This is a genomic window from Aquabacterium soli, from assembly GCF_003933735.1.
GTDB classification, from domain to species: Bacteria; Pseudomonadota; Gammaproteobacteria; order Burkholderiales; family Burkholderiaceae_C; genus Aquabacterium; species Aquabacterium soli.
On the sequence record NZ_RSED01000031.1, the window covers coordinates 19,370 to 36,421 of the forward strand.

The 17,052-nt window shown below is 63.8% G+C and carries 13 protein-coding genes and 1 pseudogene; 13 read left to right on the forward strand and 1 reads right to left on the reverse strand.

The annotated features are described in order from the left end of the window. Nucleotides 1–41: 41 nt before the first annotated feature. Nucleotides 42–1,403, reverse strand: a complete 1,362-nt coding sequence (gene ffh / locus EIP75_RS22635; RefSeq protein ID WP_125245471.1) for a signal recognition particle protein — start codon at nucleotides 1,401–1,403, stop codon at nucleotides 42–44. Nucleotides 1,404–1,469: 66 nt separating this feature from the next. On the opposite strand from ffh, the gene EIP75_RS22640 reads away from it, so the two are divergent. The 13 genes and pseudogenes from EIP75_RS22640 to EIP75_RS24935 all read left to right on the forward strand — a co-directional run bounded on the left by EIP75_RS22640 (nucleotide 1,470) and on the right by EIP75_RS24935 (nucleotide 16,811). Then, the gene (locus tag EIP75_RS22640; RefSeq protein ID WP_125245472.1) at nucleotides 1,470–2,315 is read left to right on the forward strand and encodes a cytochrome C assembly family protein; all 846 of its coding nucleotides are present in this window, start codon (nucleotides 1,470–1,472) and stop codon (nucleotides 2,313–2,315) included. Nucleotides 2,316–2,343: 28 nt separating this feature from the next. Beyond that, nucleotides 2,344–2,628 carry a PP0621 family protein gene (locus EIP75_RS24925; RefSeq protein ID WP_274379825.1) on the forward strand — a complete coding sequence of 95 codons (285 nt, stop codon included), beginning with the start codon at nucleotides 2,344–2,346 and terminating at the stop codon, nucleotides 2,626–2,628. Nucleotides 2,629–2,644: 16 nt separating this feature from the next. Further along, entirely contained in the window at nucleotides 2,645–4,507 is a 1,863-nt protein-coding gene (locus tag EIP75_RS22650) for a sensor histidine kinase (protein ID WP_125245473.1), read from the forward strand. Further along, nucleotides 4,504–6,180: a sigma-54-dependent transcriptional regulator gene (locus EIP75_RS22655; RefSeq protein WP_125245474.1), complete on the forward strand. Its 1,677-nt coding sequence runs from the start codon at nucleotides 4,504–4,506 to the stop codon at nucleotides 6,178–6,180. The genes EIP75_RS22650 and EIP75_RS22655 overlap by 4 nt, the downstream gene beginning before the upstream one ends. Then, complete coding sequence (gene ampD / locus EIP75_RS22660) at nucleotides 6,177–6,776, forward strand: 1,6-anhydro-N-acetylmuramyl-L-alanine amidase AmpD (RefSeq protein ID WP_125245475.1); 600 nt, start codon at nucleotides 6,177–6,179, stop codon at nucleotides 6,774–6,776. Before EIP75_RS22655 ends, ampD begins: the two co-directional genes overlap by 4 nt. Before the next feature lie 218 nt (nucleotides 6,777–6,994). Then, nucleotides 6,995–9,901 (forward strand): ribonucleoside-diphosphate reductase subunit alpha, encoded by a 2,907-nt coding sequence (locus EIP75_RS22665; RefSeq protein ID WP_125245476.1) that lies wholly within the window; start codon nucleotides 6,995–6,997, stop codon nucleotides 9,899–9,901. A 191-nt stretch (nucleotides 9,902–10,092) separates the two neighbouring features. Beyond that, nucleotides 10,093–11,322, forward strand: coding sequence for a ribonucleotide-diphosphate reductase subunit beta (locus tag EIP75_RS22670; protein ID WP_125245477.1), 1,230 nt, complete (start codon nucleotides 10,093–10,095; stop codon nucleotides 11,320–11,322). A gap of 158 nt (nucleotides 11,323–11,480) precedes the next feature. Further along, nucleotides 11,481–12,023, forward strand: coding sequence for a histone H1-like DNA-binding protein (locus EIP75_RS22675; protein ID WP_125245478.1), 543 nt, complete (start codon nucleotides 11,481–11,483; stop codon nucleotides 12,021–12,023). 97 nt (nucleotides 12,024–12,120) lie between these two features. Further along, nucleotides 12,121–12,507 carry a DUF167 domain-containing protein gene (locus EIP75_RS22680; RefSeq protein ID WP_125245479.1) on the forward strand — a complete coding sequence of 129 codons (387 nt, stop codon included), beginning with the start codon at nucleotides 12,121–12,123 and terminating at the stop codon, nucleotides 12,505–12,507. Between the two features lie 57 nt (nucleotides 12,508–12,564). Next, complete coding sequence (gene ettA / locus EIP75_RS22685; RefSeq protein WP_125245480.1) at nucleotides 12,565–14,229, forward strand: energy-dependent translational throttle protein EttA; 1,665 nt, start codon at nucleotides 12,565–12,567, stop codon at nucleotides 14,227–14,229. A gap of 274 nt (nucleotides 14,230–14,503) precedes the next feature. After that, a complete protein-coding gene (locus EIP75_RS22690) occupies nucleotides 14,504–15,517 on the forward strand; it encodes a hypothetical protein (RefSeq protein WP_125245481.1) in 1,014 nt (337 codons plus the stop codon). A gap of 339 nt (nucleotides 15,518–15,856) precedes the next feature. After that, nucleotides 15,857–16,333, forward strand: a pseudogene (locus EIP75_RS24930) (putative solute-binding protein); the annotation flags it as partial. A gap of 169 nt (nucleotides 16,334–16,502) precedes the next feature. Further along, nucleotides 16,503–16,811, forward strand: coding sequence for a putative solute-binding protein (locus tag EIP75_RS24935; protein WP_274379826.1), 309 nt, complete (start codon nucleotides 16,503–16,505; stop codon nucleotides 16,809–16,811). The last annotated feature ends 241 nt before the right edge of the window (nucleotides 16,812–17,052 follow it).

Below are 17,052 nucleotides of genomic sequence, written 5' to 3' on the forward strand. Positions count from 1 at the left end.
CGCCAAAAAAGCAGCCTAACAGCACGCCGCCGCCGTGGCAATCAACGCATCCCCGGTAGGCCTTTCATGCCGCCCATGCGCTTCATCATCTTCATGAGGCCGCCACCCTTCATTTTCTTCATCATGGTCTGCATCTGCTCGAACTGGTTGAGCAGGCGGTTCACATCCTGAACCTGCACGCCGGCGCCCGCGGCGATGCGTCGCTTGCGGCTCGCCTTGATCAGCTCGGGCTTGCGGCGCTCCAGCTGCGTCATCGAATTGATGATGCCTTCCATGCGGCGCACATCGCGCTCGGCCTTGTCCATGTCAGCCTGGCCTGCCTTGGCGGCCAGTTCGGTGGGCAGTTTGTCCATCAACGACGACAAGCCCCCCATCTTCTTCATCTGCGAGATTTGTGACAAGAAGTCATTGAGGTCGAAACTGGCACCGGACTTGACTTTCTCGGCCAGCTTCTGCGCGGCCTCCATGTCAACGCCCTTCTGCACCTCTTCAACCAGGGCCACGATGTCGCCCATGCCCAGCACGCGGCCGGCATGGCGCTCTGCATCGAACACCTCCAGGCCGTCGATCTTCTCTGAAACGCCGGCAAACTTGATGGGCGCACCCGCCACCTGCCGCACAGACAGGGCGGCACCGCCGCGTGAATCGCCGTCGGTCTTGGTCAGCACCACGCCGGTCAGGGGCAAGGCCTCCTTGAAGGCCCGTGCGGTGTTGATGGCGTCCTGGCCCTGCATGGCATCCACCACGAACAGGGTCTCGACCGGGTTGATGGCAGCGTGCAGATCCTTGATCTCGGCCATCAGGGCTTCGTCGATGGCCAGGCGGCCGGCCGTGTCGACCAGCAGTACGTCGAAGTAGTGGCGGCGGGCGTGGTCCAGCGCAGCCAGCGCGATGTCGCGCGGCTTTTGATCAGGCGTCGACGGGAACCACTCGGCGCCAGCCTGTTTGGTCACCGTCTTGAGCTGCTCGATGGCGGCCGGGCGGTACACGTCGGCCGACACGGTCAAAACCTTCTTCTTGCGCTTTTCGATCAGGTGCTTGGCCAGCTTGGCGGTGGTGGTGGTCTTGCCCGAGCCCTGCAGGCCGGACATCAGGATCACCGCCGGCGGCTGGGTGGCCAGGTTCAGGTCGGCCACACCCTCGCCCATGGTGGCGGCGAGTTCCTTGTGAACGATGCTGACCAGCACCTGGCCGGGGGTCAGCGAGGCCACGACCTCCTGGCCCAGGGCCTTGTCCTTCACACGTGCGATGAAGTCACGAACCACCGGCAGGGCCACGTCGGCCTCCAGCAAGGCCATGCGCACTTCGCGCAGCATGTCCTGCACGTTGGTTTCGCTGATGCGGGACTGGCCGCGCATGGTTTTGACCAGGCGGCTCAGACGATCGGTAAGGGTGGATGCCATGGCTTGTTGTGAAACTTGGGGCCGGGCGCCACGAACATCGCGGGCCAACGACCGTACACTCTGAGGATGATTTTATCGCCCACCCTGCTGCCCCTTGTGGCCACCGCGCTGGCGGCAGGCGCTTATGGACTGGCCGCATTGTGGCCGGCACGCGCTTTCCCGGATGGAGACGCCCCGCGCACCCACCGCCCGGACCAGGCCTGGTGGCTGCTGGCCTTCGGCTGGCTGGCGCACGCCGTGGCCATTGTCTCAGAGGCTTTCGACTGGAGTGCGCCGGTGGCCGTGGCCCGTTTTGGTTTTGCGCCCGCCCTTTCAGTCACCCTCTGGCTGGTGCTGGGCATCTACGCCTGGGAACGCCTGCAGCTGGATTCTCCCCTGATCCGGCGCAGCCTGGCGGTGCTGGCCGCCCTCACCGTGGTGTTGGCTCTGCTGTACCCCGGGCAAGACCAGCCCGCCATCGAACACGGCCTGGCACCGCTGCACTGGGTGCTGGGCATTGCGTCCTATGGGCTGTTCGGCGCAGCGCTTCTGCACGCCGTGATGTGGCGACTGGCCGAGCGCCGCTTGCGCGACAAGACCGTGGGCGCCAGCCGCAAGCCTCCGGGCATCCCGCTGCTCAAGCTCGAATCCCTGACGCTGCGCTTCGTGCTGGCAGGTTTCATCGTGCTGACCCTGACTCTGGTGCTGGGCAGCCTGTTCGCCCACCCTTGGCGCTGGGATCACAAGACCTTGTTCTCCATCATGTCGTGGGCCGTGTTCGCCGTGCTGCTGGCGGGCCGGTACTGGCTGGGCTGGCGTGGCAAGACCGCCATCGGCTGGCTGTACGCCGGCTCGGCCCTGCTGCTGCTCGCCTATGTAGGCTCGCGCTTTGTGCTCGAGGTGCTGCTGCACCGCCCCACGCTGACCACGTGAACCATCCCTGCTGTCTTTCCCTGTCGACATGACCAAGTTTCTGCTGCTCGTGCTGTTGATCGTGGCGGTGCTGTGGGGCCCGCTGTCGCGTTTGCGGAAACCTGCCCGGCAGGAGCCCGCCCGGGGCAAGCCCGCCCAGCCCCCCACTGACACAGCCGGGCGAGGCAACGGACCCCAAGACATCGTGCCTTGCGCGTACTGCGGCGTGCATCTTCCCCGCCGCGAGGCCTTGCCAGGGCCGGAGCACGGCCCGACCCTGGTGTTCTGTTGTGCTGAGCATCGCCGCCTGGGGCCTCGCTCCAGCGCGACCTGAAACTTGCGTCCCCCGCATGAGCAGCCGCCCGGCCCCGCTGACTTCCAAGATGGCGACCACACAGTCTGCCGACACGATGGGCTCGTGGTTCAGCGAACTGGACGATGTTCCGACCTCCTCCGGCACAACGCCTCAGCCTGCGGCAAGGTGGTGGAAAGGCTCGGGCGATGGCGCTTCCGAGCCTGGGGCCGCACAACGCGCCGAGGGCTCGCCTTATGCGCGCATGTATCGCGCCTTCCTGGCAGCTCGTGCGGGCCTGGGGGTGATGCTCATCATCGGCGTGGTCACATCGGCACTGCTCAACCGCAGCATCGACCCGGAGATTCTGGCTGTGGCCATCGGCTACGCCGTGCTCTCGGTGCTGTGGTGGTGGTGGCCATCGCAGCGCGTACACCGCATCGATCCGGATCTGCACATGTCCACGAGGCAGGCCTTGGCCACCGTGGGCGTGGACCTGGGCAGCTTTGCCGTCCTTAGCTTTCTGGACCGAGGCTTCAACATCAACACGGCCGCCCTCATGGCTCTTCCCGTGCTGATGACGGGCGTGTTCATGCCCCGCTTCATGGCCCTGGCCGCCGCCGCTGCCGCCACCCTGATCCTGCTGACAGGCGCCGTGCTCGAGGGCGTGCTGCGAGACAACCTCACCACGTCGCTGACGCCGGCCGGGCTCACGGGCTTCGGACTGTTCGCCGTGGCGTTGCTGGTCAGCGAGTTGTCATCCAGGCTGGCACGGGAACAGCGCAGTGCCCGCGGCAGCATGGAGCTGGCACGCCAGCAGGCCCAGCTCAATCGCCTCGTCATCGAAGAGATGCCTGAAGGCGTGCTGGCCGTGGACCGCCAGGGCCGTGTGCGCACCGCTAATCCATCAGCACGCAAGCTGCTCTCGGCCCATGGACTGACACCGGCCGCGCCGTTCCAATTGCGCGGCGTACCTGCCTGGGAACCTCTGGTCAAGTCCATCGAACAAGCGTTCACCCAGCCACGCAGGGTGGACGACAGCCGAGAGCTTCAGATCACCTTCGATGACCACACGCGCCGAGCGTTGCGCATGCGGTTGAAGTTCACGCGCGGCCGAGATACGCAAAACCAGGACGATGTCTGCGTGGTGTTCCTGGAAGACGTGCGCACCGTGCAGGCCCGGGTGCGCCAGGACAAGCTGGCCGCGATGGGACGCATGTCCGCCGGCATCGCCCATGAGATCCGCAACCCGCTGGCCGCCATCTCTCAGGCCAACGCCCTGCTGGCTGAAGATGCCATCTCTGCGCCCCAACAGCGGCTGACCAGCATGGTCGCGGACAACGTGGAGCGTCTCAAGCGCATCGTTGACGACATCCTGGCCGTGGCGCCCGGCGCCCGGGCCCCGGCGCCCGCCATCGACCTGGAACGCCTGGTGCGAGCCGTCGTCGATGAATGGCTGAAGCTGCATCCCGTAGCCGCCAATGCGTCCCAGCTCAAGTTGGACACCAGCGGCCTGCCACCGCGCGATGTGGGAACACCTGCCCGCGTGATCTTCGAGCCGGAGCACTTCCGGCGCGTGCTGGTCAACCTGCTGGACAATGCCCTGCGCCACGGCAGCAGCCAGCCCGGCTCAATCCGTGTCGAGGCCCAGTTGCTGATGCTGCAGGATCAATCGCCGCAAGCTCTGGTGTCGGTCTTCAGCGATGGCCTGGTGATCGAAGGGCAGATTGAACGATCCTTGTTCGAACCCTTCTTCTCCACCCGCAGCCGTGGCACAGGCCTGGGCCTGTACATTTGCCGTGAGTTGTGCGAGCGGCACGGTGCCTCCATCGATTTTCGCGCCCACCCGCCTACCCAGCGCCATCGCAACGAGTTCTATATCCTCATGCCTTTGGCAGAGTTCGCGAGCCCCGCCCCATGAGCAACAACGCCGCACCCAGCCGCCTCCTGGTCGTGGACGACGAGCCCGACCTGCGCACACTGTACGAACTCACCTTGCTCCGAGACGGCTATGACGTCGAGACCGCCGCCTGTGTCGACGATGCCCGCCTGACGCTGCAGGAGCAATCCTTCGACGCCATCATCACGGACATGCGGCTGCCCGATGGCACGGGGCTGGACCTGCTGCGGCACATGGAATCGCTTGGCCGACGCGAGAAGGCCATCGTGATCACTGCCCATGGCTCTGCCGAGAACGCGGTCGAGGCGCTCAAGGCCGGCGCCTTCGACTACCTGACCAAACCGGTCGATCTCAAGCAGTTCCGCGCCGTGGTCGCCGCAGCCCTGTCCTCCAAGGATGTGGTTTCACCCGCCCTGCGCGACCTGGGTCAGCCCAAGCGCAGCACAGCGCGTGCGCCAGACGTGGCACTGTCGGCGAATGTGGCGGATACCGCGCCGACCAGGCCACTGGCCACCCCGCTGCCGGTGGCCAGTGCCGCATTGGCCAGGCTCACGGGTCAGTCGCGCGCCATCGCGCATGTGCGCCAACTGATTGAAAAGGTCTCACGCAGCATGGCACCGGCGCTGCTGTGGGGCGAATCAGGCACGGGCAAGGAACTCGTCGCCCGCGCCATCCACGATGTCAGCACACGCCATGGCCAGCCTTTTGTGGCGGTCAACTGTGGCGCCATCCCCGAGCAGTTGCTTGAAGCCGAGTTCTTCGGCTACCGCAAGGGCGCGTTCACCGGCGCCCAGGAAGATCGTGAAGGCTTTTTCCAGGCAGCCCGAGGCGGCTCCCTGTTCCTCGACGAGATCGGCGACCTGCCTCTGCCCATGCAATCGAAGTTGCTGCGCGCCATCCAGGAGCGTGCCGTGCGGCCGGTGGGCGCCATCAATGAAATCCCGGTGGACGTGCGCATCATCAGTGCCACCCACAAGGACCTGGCCCGAGAGGTCCAGGCCGGCCGTTTCCGCCAGGATCTGTTCTACCGCCTCAACGTGATCCAGATCCCGCTGCCTGCACTGCGCGATCGCATGGAAGACCTGCCCCTGATCTGCGAGCAGGTGCTGCACCGCCTGGCCACCGAGAGCGGGCAGATCCCCGCACCGCAACTGCGGCCCTCTGCTGAACAGGCACTGCGCGGCTATGGCTTCCCCGGCAATGTGCGCGAGCTGGAGAACATCCTGCACCGCGCCGTGGCCTTGAGCGCCGATCACCTGATCGAAGCCGGCGATCTGGGGCTCCCCAGCCACATGGCATCCGTGGCGGCAGTGTCATCACCTGCACCGGCAAATGCCGCACCGACCGACCTCCAGGCACCGTTCGTGCCACCGGCGTCCGCACCTTCGACGCCACAGCCCCTCCCGCAGACCGTCACACGTGGCTATGAAGATCCAGGGCTTGCCGCCATCGCTGGCACGAGCCCTCTGCCCACCGACCTGGCTGCGCACCTCGACCACATCGAGCGCGACATCCTGGTCAGGGCCCTCGAGAAACACCGCCTCAACCGCACCGCAGCCGGTGCCAGCCTGGGCCTGTCCCTGCGCCAGATGCGTTACCGCATGGCGCGGCTTGGCGTACACGTCACGGCACATGGTGTCGAACTGGGTGAGCGCTTCGACCCCGGCGACACCGAACACGATCCACTGACATGAACCGCGTCGATCCGCCCTCGCCATGGCACCAGGGCTGGCATGTCAACGCGCGCCACGTGCCCTCCCCCAATCACGGGCCGCGCCCCGCGGACACCCTGATCGACCTGGCCGTGGTGCACTCGGTGAGCTTGCCGCCGGGCCAGTATGGCGGCCCCGAGATTGAACAGCTCTTCACCAACCAGCTGGACTGGCACGCTCATCCCTATTTCGAGCAGATACGGGGGCTGGAAGTGTCAGCGCATTTCCTGATCAGACGCGATGGTGAGTTGGTGCAGTTCGTCTCCGTGCTCGACCGCGCCTGGCATGCGGGCCGCTCATCCTGGCAAGGCCGAGACAACTGCAACGACTACTCCGTTGGCATCGAGCTCGAAGGGCTGGAGCACCACGCTTTCGAGCCGGCCCAGTACGACACGCTGGCGGATCTGCTCGCTGACTTGTCGATGCACTGGCCTGCACTTCACCATGTGGCAGGCCACGAACATGTGGCCCCTGGGCGCAAGCAGGATCCTGGTGGCGCCTTCGACTGGATTGGCCTGCAGCAACGACTTGCATGGCCCGACATGGCCTTTCCGGACGGTGTGTTGCGGCCCGCGTGACGGGTGCGCAACATGGGTGATTTCCCCCTTGCGATCCCGCAAACGCGGGGGCGCCCCAAAAAGGCGTTATAGTCCCCTCCGGACACTACAGGTAGTGCTTGAACAGAGCACCAAACACCATATATAGTGTCTGCAGACACCGCGCCACCAGGCGCTCCGTTGTGCCTCGCAGCCCCCGTCGCCCCCATCCACCGGGGCTGCTTCCTCGAAGGATTCCCATGCAAACGTCCACGCCCAGCGCCACGTCCACTCCATCTTCCGTTCTGGTCGGCACGCCGGCTGATGCCGGCCAAGCGCCCAAACAATCGGCCTACTCGGCTTACCAGATCATCCGACGCAATGGCGCGGTCGTGTCCTTCGAGCCCAACAAGATCGCCGTCGCGCTGATGAAGGCCTTCCTGGCCGTGCACGGCACGCAAGGCGCGGCGTCGGCCAGCGTGCGCGAAACCGTGGACCAACTGACCGAAGCCGTCATCCGCGCCCTGATGCGCTCGCGCCCCGCCGGCGGCACCTTCCACATTGAAGACGTGCAGGATCAGGTCGAACTGGGCCTGATGCGCAGCGGTCACCACGAAGTCGCCCGCGCCTACGTCCTGTACCGCGAGCGCCGCTCACAAGAGCGCGCCAAGCATGTCGAGGCCCAGCAAGAGCAGGCCCTGCCCACACTGACGGTGATCGACCGCGGCCAGCGCCTGCCGCTGGACCTGGCCGGCCTCAAGGCCCTGATCGAATCCTCGTGCGAAGGCCTGGGCGCCGACGTCAAGCCCGCACCCATCCTGGCCGAAACTCAGCGCAACCTGTACGACGGCGTCTCGCTCGACGAGGTCTACAAGGCCGCCATCCTGGCCTCGCGCACCCGCATTGAGCACGACCCCGGCTACACCCGCGCCACCGCCCGCCTGCTGATGCACACCATCCGCCGCGAGATCCTCGGCGAAGAAGTGACGCACGCTGCCATGGCCACGCGCTACGCCGATTACTTCCCCGGCTTCATCAAGCGCGGCATCGAAGCCGAGCTGCTCGATGAAAAGCTGGGCCAGTACGACCTGGCACGCCTGGGCGCCGCGCTCAAGCACGAGCGCGACCTGAACTTCGACTACCTGGGCCTGCAGACCCTGTACGACCGCTACTTCCTGCACGTCGAAGGCGAGCGCATCGAACTGCCGCAAGCCTTCTTCATGCGCGTGGCCATGGGCCTGGCCCTCAATGAAATCGACCGCGAAACCCGCGCCATCGAGTTCTACGAAGTGCTCTCGAGCTTCGACTTCATGTCGTCCACGCCCACGCTGTTCAACTCGGGCACGCGCCGTTCGCAGCTGTCGAGCTGCTACCTGACCACCGTGCCCGATGACCTGGACGGCATCTACGAGGCCATCAAGGAAAACGCGCTGCTGAGCAAGTTCGCCGGCGGCCTGGGCAACGACTGGACGCCCGTGCGCGCCCTGGGCTCTCACATCAAAGGCACCAACGGCAAGTCGCAAGGCGTTGTCCCCTTCCTCAAGGTGGTCAACGACACGGCCGTGGCTGTGAACCAGGGTGGCAAGCGCAAGGGCGCCGTCTGCGCCTATCTTGAATCGTGGCACCTGGACGTCGAAGAGTTCCTGGAGCTGCGCAAGAACACCGGCGACGACCGCCGCCGCACCCACGACATGAACACGGCCAACTGGATCCCCGACCTGTTCATGCGCCGCGTGATGGAAGGTGGCGACTGGACCCTGTTCTCGCCTGCCTCCTGCCCTGATCTGCACGACAAGTTCGGCAAGGCGTTCGAAGAGGCCTACACCGCCTACGAAGCCCGCGCCGACCGCGGCGAGATCAAGCCCTTCAAGCGCGTCAAGGCCAATGACCTGTGGCGCAAGATGCTCTCGATGCTGTTCGAGACAGGCCACCCCTGGATCACCTTCAAGGACGCCTGCAACGTGCGCTCACCGCAGCAGCACGTGGGCGTGGTGCATTCGTCCAACCTGTGCACCGAGATCACGCTGAACACCAACGGCGGAGAGATCGCCGTGTGCAACCTGGGCTCGGTCAACCTGTCGCAGCACATCAAGGATGGCGGCATCGACCACGACAAGCTCAAGAAGACCGTGACCACGGCCATGCGGATGCTCGACAACGTGATCGACATCAACTACTACGCCGTGAAAAAGGCACGCGACTCCAACCTGCGCCACCGCCCCGTGGGTCTGGGCATCATGGCCTTCCAGGACGCGCTGTACCAACTGCGCGTGCCTTATGCCAGCCAAGCCGCCGTGGAGTTTGCCGACCAGTCGATGGAAGCCGTGTGTTACCAGGCGTACTGGGCCTCGACCGAACTGGCGCAAGAGCGTGGCCGCTACTCCAGCTACCGCGGCTCGCTGTGGGACCGCGGCATCCTGCCGATCGATTCGGTGCAACTGCTGGCCGAACAGCGCGGCGGCTACGTCGAGGTCGACACCTCCACCCAGCTGGACTGGGACGCCCTGCGTGCCCGCATCGCCCAGCACGGCATGCGCAACTCCAACTGCGTCGCCATCGCGCCCACCGCCACCATCTCCAACATCGTTGGCGTGGACGCCTCGATCGAGCCCTGCTTCGGCAACCTGTCCGTCAAGTCCAACCTGTCAGGCGAGTTCACCGTGGTCAACGAGTACCTGGTGCGTGACCTGAAGAAGCTCGGCCTGTGGGACGACGTGATGGTGATGGACCTCAAGCACTTCGACGGTTCGCTGCGCCGCATCGACCGCGTGCCTGAAGAGCTCAAGAACCTGTACGCCACAGCCTTCGAGGTCGAGCCAGTGTGGTTGGTCGAAGCCGCCTCGCGCCGCCAGAAGTGGATCGACCAGGCCCAGTCGCTGAACATCTACATGGCCGGCGCATCGGGCAAGAAGCTCGATGAAACCTACAAGCTTGCCTGGTTGCGTGGCCTCAAAACCACCTACTACCTGCGCACTGTTGGCGCCACGCATGCAGAGAAGTCAACCGTGTCGCGCGGCCAGCTGAACTCGGTGTCCTCGGGCGCATCGGGCGGCCAGATCGCAGCACCTGCGAGCACCGCACCAGTGATCGATCAAGCGATGAGCGAACCCGCCACCGACATCAAGTTCTGTTCGATCGACAACCCCGATTGCGAGGCTTGTCAGTAAGCATCAATGCAAGGCCTCAGTGATGAGGCCTTGCTACTTGTCCGCATCCGATCATGCGAACAAGACATTGAACGATGGCCTTCTTGGTTTTTTCGATGCAAGCCCGCAACAAACAGGCCTTGCAAATGTCAAGAAGTGCTTGGTGTTTTTAACAACACCCTCCCATAATCCGAACCCATAGGATGCTCACCATGTTGGTCTGGGAAGACAACACGCCTACACCTTCTAACGCGCCTTCGAATGCGCCTGCCAGTTCTGTGCCCTCCTTCGATGGACATGCACGGAACACCCAACCGTCGCCCGCACTTGGGCTTCAGTCGGTGGCCAGCGCACAAGCCATTGCTCAGCAACACGCACAGCAACTGGTTCGTCCCGCGCAAGCCCAAGGTCAGGCTGCCACGCAACGCCGCGTCAATGCGGCGGACAAGCGCATCATCAACGGCCAGACCGACGTCAACCAGTTGGTGCCGTTCAAGTACAAGTGGGCTTGGGAAAAGTACCTCGCCACCTGCGCCAACCACTGGATGCCGCAAGAGGTCAACATGTCGCGGGACATCGCGCTGTGGAAAGACCCGAACGGCCTGACCGAAGACGAGCGCCGCATCATCAAGCGCAACCTGGGCTTCTTCGTCACCGCCGATTCGCTGGCCGCCAACAACATCGTGCTGGGCACCTATCGCCACATCACGGCGCCCGAGTGCCGCCAGTTCCTGCTGCGCCAGGCCTTCGAGGAAGCGATCCACACCCACGCGTACCAATACATCGTTGAATCGCTGGGCCTGGATGAGTCCGAGATCTTCAACGCTTACAACGAAGTCACTTCCATCCGCGAGAAGGATGAGTTCCTGATCCCCTTCATCGAGGCGATCATGGACCCGAACTTCCACACGGGCACGCAGCAGAACGACCAGACCCTGCTGAAGTCGCTGATCGTGTTCGCGTGCCTGATGGAAGGCCTCTTCTTCTACGTGGGCTTCACGCAGATCCTCGCACTGGGTCGTCAGAACAAGATGACGGGCGCTGCCGAGCAGTACCAGTACATCCTGCGCGACGAGTCGATGCACTGCAACTTCGGCATCGACCTGATCAACCAGCTCAAGCTCGAGAACCCGCACCTCTGGACGCCCGAGTTCAAGACCGAGATCAAGGCCCTGTTCAACAAGGCCGTCGAGCTTGAGTACCGCTACGCCGAGGACACCATGCCGCGCGGCGTGCTGGGCCTCAACGCCTCCATGTTCAAGGGCTACCTGCGCTACATCGCCAACCGGCGCGCCACGCAGATCGGCCTGGAAGAGCTCTTCCCCAACGAAGAGAACCCCTTCCCCTGGATGAGCGAAATGATCGATCTGAAGAAGGAACGCAATTTCTTCGAAACCCGAGTCATCGAATACCAGTCGGGCGGCGCCCTGTCCTGGGATTGAGTCATGCAGCGCACTGCACGTCCGGTCTTTCAGAACATGAGCACCCGACCTACCCCATTCATCACACCGCGTCCAGATCCTAGGGGACGTCGGGTGGTGGATCTCTGTACCGCATTGTGCGGTGCAGTGCGCTTTGCAACTTGATCAAGGAGATACGTATGGCAACTGCGAAAAAACCGGCCGCCAAGAAGGCCGCCGCTCCCAAGAAGGCTGCACCCGTCAAGAAGGCAGCAGCTCCGGCCAAAAAGGCCGCTGTGAAGAAGGCAGCACCCGCCAAGAAGGTCGCTGTGAAGAAGGCAGCCGTGAAGAAGGCGGCGCCGGCCAAGAAGGTTGCGGTCAAGAAGGCCGCCGTCAAGAAGGCCGTCGTGAAGAAGGCAGCACCGGCCAAGAAGGCCGCAGCTCCCAAGAAGGCAGCACCGGCCAAGAAGGCCGCAGCTCCCAAGAAGGCAGCACCGGCCAAGAAGGCCGCCAAGCCTGCAGTCAAGAAGGCCGCTCCGGCCAAGAAGTCTGCAGTCAAGAAGGCAGCCCCCAAGAAGGCCGCTGCCAAGCCTGCCGCCAAGCCCGCAGCCAAGAAGGCCGCTGCCAAGAAGCCTGCCGCTTCCAAGCCTGCCCCTGCGAAGGCTCCGGCCGCCGCTCCCGCAGCAAAGACCACCCTCAGCCCTCAGGCTGCGTGGCCTTTCCCCACCGGCAACAAGCCCTGATCCTTCAGGACTTGATTGACGCTTGAAGGGGTCGGACGAAAGTCCGGCCCCTTTTCTTTTGGCAGACCTTGAGCGGTCGATCGCCTGCCGAGCCAACATGGCAAACCACCCCATCAGATCTTCTGCATCTCCGGCCAAGACCGCCTCCACATGGACGTGCCTGCGCGTCGTGGAGGCCGGCAAAGGCGAGAGCAGCGCAGCCTGCATGCTGGACATCAGCGTCTCTCCCAACGCCAAGCGAACCGAGCTGGTGGGGTGGCATGACGGTGCGTTGAGGGTGCGGCTGGCGGCGCCACCGGTCGATGGCGCCGCCAATGATGCACTGCGTCGCTGGCTGGCCGACGAACTACGCCTTCCACAGGCGCGCATCACGCTGGTACGGGGCGACACCAGCCGCCGCAAGCAGTGGCGCATCGATCAGGATCCAACCCTGGTGACGCAATGGCTGGCCCGCCAGCCGGCACTGGCCTTGCCTGGCGGATAATCACGCTTTTGCACCCACATACTTGGCAGCCTGGTCCTCAGGCCAGAAGGCAGCACGATGGCTCAATACGTTTTCACCATGAACCGCGTCGGGAAGACCGTCCCCCCGAAGCGTCAGATCCTCAAGGACATCACCTTGAGCTTCTTCCCGGGCGCCAAGATCGGCGTGCTCGGCGTCAACGGCTCCGGCAAATCCACCTTCCTGAAGATCATGGCGGGCGTCGACAAGGAGATCGAAGGCGAGGCCGTGCCGATGCCCGGCATTAAGATCGGCTACCTGCCCCAGGAACCGCAGATGAACCCCGACCAAACCGTGCGTGAGGCGGTCGAGGAAGGCATCGGCGGCGTGCTGGCCGCCAAGAAGCGTCTGGACGAGGTCTACGCCGCCTATGCCGAAGAGAACGCCGACTTCGATGCGCTGGCCGCTGAACAGGGCGAGCTCGAAGCCATCATCGCGGCGGGCGGCTCTGAAAACACCGACCTGCAGCTCGAACTGGCGGCCGATGCCCTGCGTCTGCCAGCGTGGGATGCCGTGATCGGCCAGCTCTCCGGCGGTGAAAAGCGCCGCGTGGCCCTGTGCCGCCTGCTGCTGTCCAAGCCCGACATGCTGCTGCTAGACGAACCCACCAACCACTTGGACGCCGAATCGGTGGACTGGCTCGAGCAGTTCCTGAGCCGCTTCTCCGGCACCGTCGTCGCCATCACCCACGATCGCTACTTCCTGGACAACGCCGCCGAGTGGATCCTCGAACTCGACCGCGGCGCAGGCCACCCCTACAAGGGCAACTATTCCGACTGGCTCGATGCCAAGGGCAAACGCCTGGAAGCCGAACAGAAGACCGAGGACGCCCGCGCCAAGGCCCTGAAGCAGGAGCTGGAATGGGTTCGCAAGAACACCAAGGGCCGTCAGGCCAAGAGCAAGGCTCGTCTGGCGCGCTTCGAAGAGCTGAGCGACGTCGAATACCAGAAGCGCAATGAAACCAACGAGATCTTCATCCCCGTGGCCGAGCGCCTGGGCAATGAAGTGATCGAGTTCGCCAACGTCACCAAGTCCTTCGGCGACCGCGTGCTGATCGACAACCTGAGCTTCAAGGTGCCCGCGGGCGCCATCGTCGGCATCATCGGCCCCAACGGCGCAGGTAAGTCCACGCTGTTCCGCATGATCCAGGGCGTCGAGCAGCCTGACAGCGGCAGCGTCACCATCGGCAAGACGGCCCAACTGGCCTTCGTCGACCAGAGCCGCGAAGGCCTGGCCGCCGACAACACAGTGTGGCAGGACGTCTCGGGCGGACTGGACAACATCATCGTGGGCAAGTTCGTGATGCCCTCGCGCGCCTACCTGGGCCGCTTCAACTTCAAGGGCAACGACCAGCAAAAGCTGGTGGGCAACCTGTCCGGCGGTGAACGCGGTCGCCTGCACCTGGCCAAGACCCTGGCCCAGGGCGGCAACGTGCTGATGCTCGACGAACCCTCCAACGACCTGGACGTCGAAACCCTGCGCGCGCTGGAAGATGCCTTGCTTGAGTTCGCCGGCAGCGCCATGATCATCTCCCACGATCGCTGGTTCCTGGACCGCATCTGCACGCACATCCTGGCCTGCGAAGGCGATTCGCAATGGTTCTTCTACGACGGCAACTACCAGGAGTACGAAGCCGACAAGAAGAAGCGCCTGGGCGAAGAAGGCGCGCGCCCCAAGCGCGTGCGCTTCAAGCCCATCAAGTAAGTGCACCCCACTTGCACACAAAGGCCCGGTTGCCCATAGGCACCGGGCCTTTTTGCATAACCGAGCCCCCTGTTCGCGGGCCGCAAACCCTTGTCCCTGCTGGATTTTCAGGGGGGAACCCTAGGGTTTCCATGCCCGATCCACAAAACGTTCGACAGATAGAATTTCGCCAACTTTTTTGCTTTTTCGGCAAAGAATTTGCTGCATCTCACTTACCTGCAGACCACACCGCCTGGTCCAGATTCACCCCGGAGACAGATCAATGATTTCAAGGATGACCCGACTCCTCACAGCCTCCGTCGCGGCCGCATCGGTCCTGACCATGAGTGGTTGTGCCCTGCTGCAGTCGGCCACCAGCGGCGTGACCCTCAACATCATCGAGGAAGGCTTCACACCGCCCGCCCTGGCCATGGGCGATGTCGACATGGTCTGCAACTTCTCGATGGTCAACGCTCCACTGGTGGGTGCCGCCCGCGAGTTCCACGGTGATCCATCCCTGGCCGAAACCGTGATGTTCAGCGCCGCAGGCGTCTGTTCGGAATCACAGGCCCTGGGCGAAGAACTGCGCTATCTGCGGGCCGTACGCGAGAAGCGCGCCGACGAAGCCACCGATGCCCGCGTGGCCCAGAAGCGCCTGCTGGCGCTGACGGCCGAACGCCAGTACACCTCGTTCAAGCGCATGCGCGACAAGCTCGAGCAGAAGTATTTCTTCAAGTACGGCCAGGATTGCCCACGCTTCAAGCGCGACTTCGACGAACTGGTCTACATGCTGGGCTCGCTGTCTGGGGTGCAGGCCATGACCAACGACATCGCCGCACAGCAGTCCGTGGGCGTGCCCACCGACATCGCACCGCAGGCCGCATTCGCCATGACCTGTCTGGACAACAACAAGTGGTGGGGCGTGCCCCAGGCCACCCGTGCAGCCGTGTGGAGCATCATCCCCGGCGGGGCCGAGGGCAAGGACCTCAAGGGCATGTTCGACAGCTCTATGGCCATTGGCGAAGCCAAGGGCGTGCGCCTGTCGCATGTGGTGAACGCCATCGCTGCCGCCTCGGCCGATGACACCGCCACCATCCGCACCATCATCAAGCGCTCCGCCACGGTGCAGAACTTCAAGGTCAACAAGCAGTACCGTTTCCTTGATGTGGTGGCCCAGGCTCAACTGCAGAACATCTCTGATCGCCTGTGGACACAGAACACCGGCTCGCGCACGCCCTTCAATTCGCTGGGCAAATTCTGGGACGACAAGGCCGATGCTGGCGTGGACGTCGACAGTTTCCTGAAGTAATCCCCAGGGAAATCCCTCCCCCGGTTTCGCGGGGAGGGAATCCGCGCAGGAACTTCCTGGTGGATATAGTTACGAAATTCATACAGATGTTCGAATCGCTGCAGTTCGCGACTCTCCTCATGTAGAGCCTCTGCTTCCGCGACACAAGACAACAGGCCACAAGGCCCACGACGTACCGTAGGAGACCCCATGTTGAAGCATTCCATTGGCAAGATCGGCGCGGCGATCTTGCTGGCCACCGCTGGCCTGAGCGCCCACGCAGCCCAGAAGGTCTGCGTCTATGACCTTCTCGGCGCCTCCGGCGACCTGTTCAACATGACCAAGGACTACATCGTCGCCATGCAACGGCACGGTGTTTCCCTGGAGCTCAAGGCCTACAACAACGAAGGTGTGGCCACCGAAGACTTCCGCACCGGTCAGTGCGATGCCGTCATCGCCACCGCCTTCCGGACACGCCAGTTCAATGCCGTGGCGGCCTCCATCGACACGCTGGGTGCCACCACCATCGTGCGGGACGGCAAGATCGACATGGCCAGCAGCTACGAAGTCGTGCGCAAGCTGATCCAGACCTACTCGGCCGCATCGCCCCAGGTCACCAAGCTGATGACCGAAGGCAACTACGAAGTCGGCGGCATCGTGCCCCTGGGTGCGGCCTACCCCGTCGTCAACGATCGCAAGATCAACACCGTCGAGGCCCTGGCTGGCAAGAAGATCGCCGCCTTCGACTACGACAAGGCCCAGGCCGTGATGATCCAGCGCATCGGCGCCCAGCCGATCTCGGCCGACATCACCAACTTCTCGACCAAGTTCAACAACGGTTCGGTGGACATGATCGCCGCGCCCACGCTGGCCTACAAGCCGCTGGAGCTCTACAAGGGCATCGGTACCAAGGGCGCCATCGCGCGCTTTCCGATCCTGATNCTACAAGGGCATCGGTACCAAGGGCGCCATCGCGCGCTTTCCGATCCTGATCCTCACCTACCAGATGATCCTCAACAAGACGAAGTTCTCCGAGGACTTCGGCGAGAAATCGCGCGCCTACTGGCTGACCCAGTTCGACCGCGCGATGCAGTTGGTCAAGCAGTCCGACGCCAGCGTTCCAGCCGCCACGTGGATGGAACTGAGCCCCGAGAACGCTTACAAGTACACCCTGATGCTGCGTGAATCACGCGTCGATATCGCGCAAAAAGGGCTTTACGACAAGCGTGGGCTGCGAGTCATCAAGAAGGTTCGCTGCACGGTCAACCCGTCTGATCCTGAATGCTCCACCAAGTCCGAAGAAGAGTGGAAGTGATGCCAGCCCTGTGCTGACTTGAGTTGTCCATCGGGGGGCACGCGCCCCCCGTTTCATTGAATCCGGCAGTTTGTAGCGCCGGATGTCCCGCGAGATCGCCATGCAAACGACGTCGTCTCCCAAGTTCCTGGGAAGAACCCTGCTGGAATGGTTTTCCAGCCTGCCCGTGTTCAGCCTCCTGCTCCTGACCCTGATCCTGGGCACCGGTGAGATGGTTCACGGCCAACTGCTGAAGTTCGGC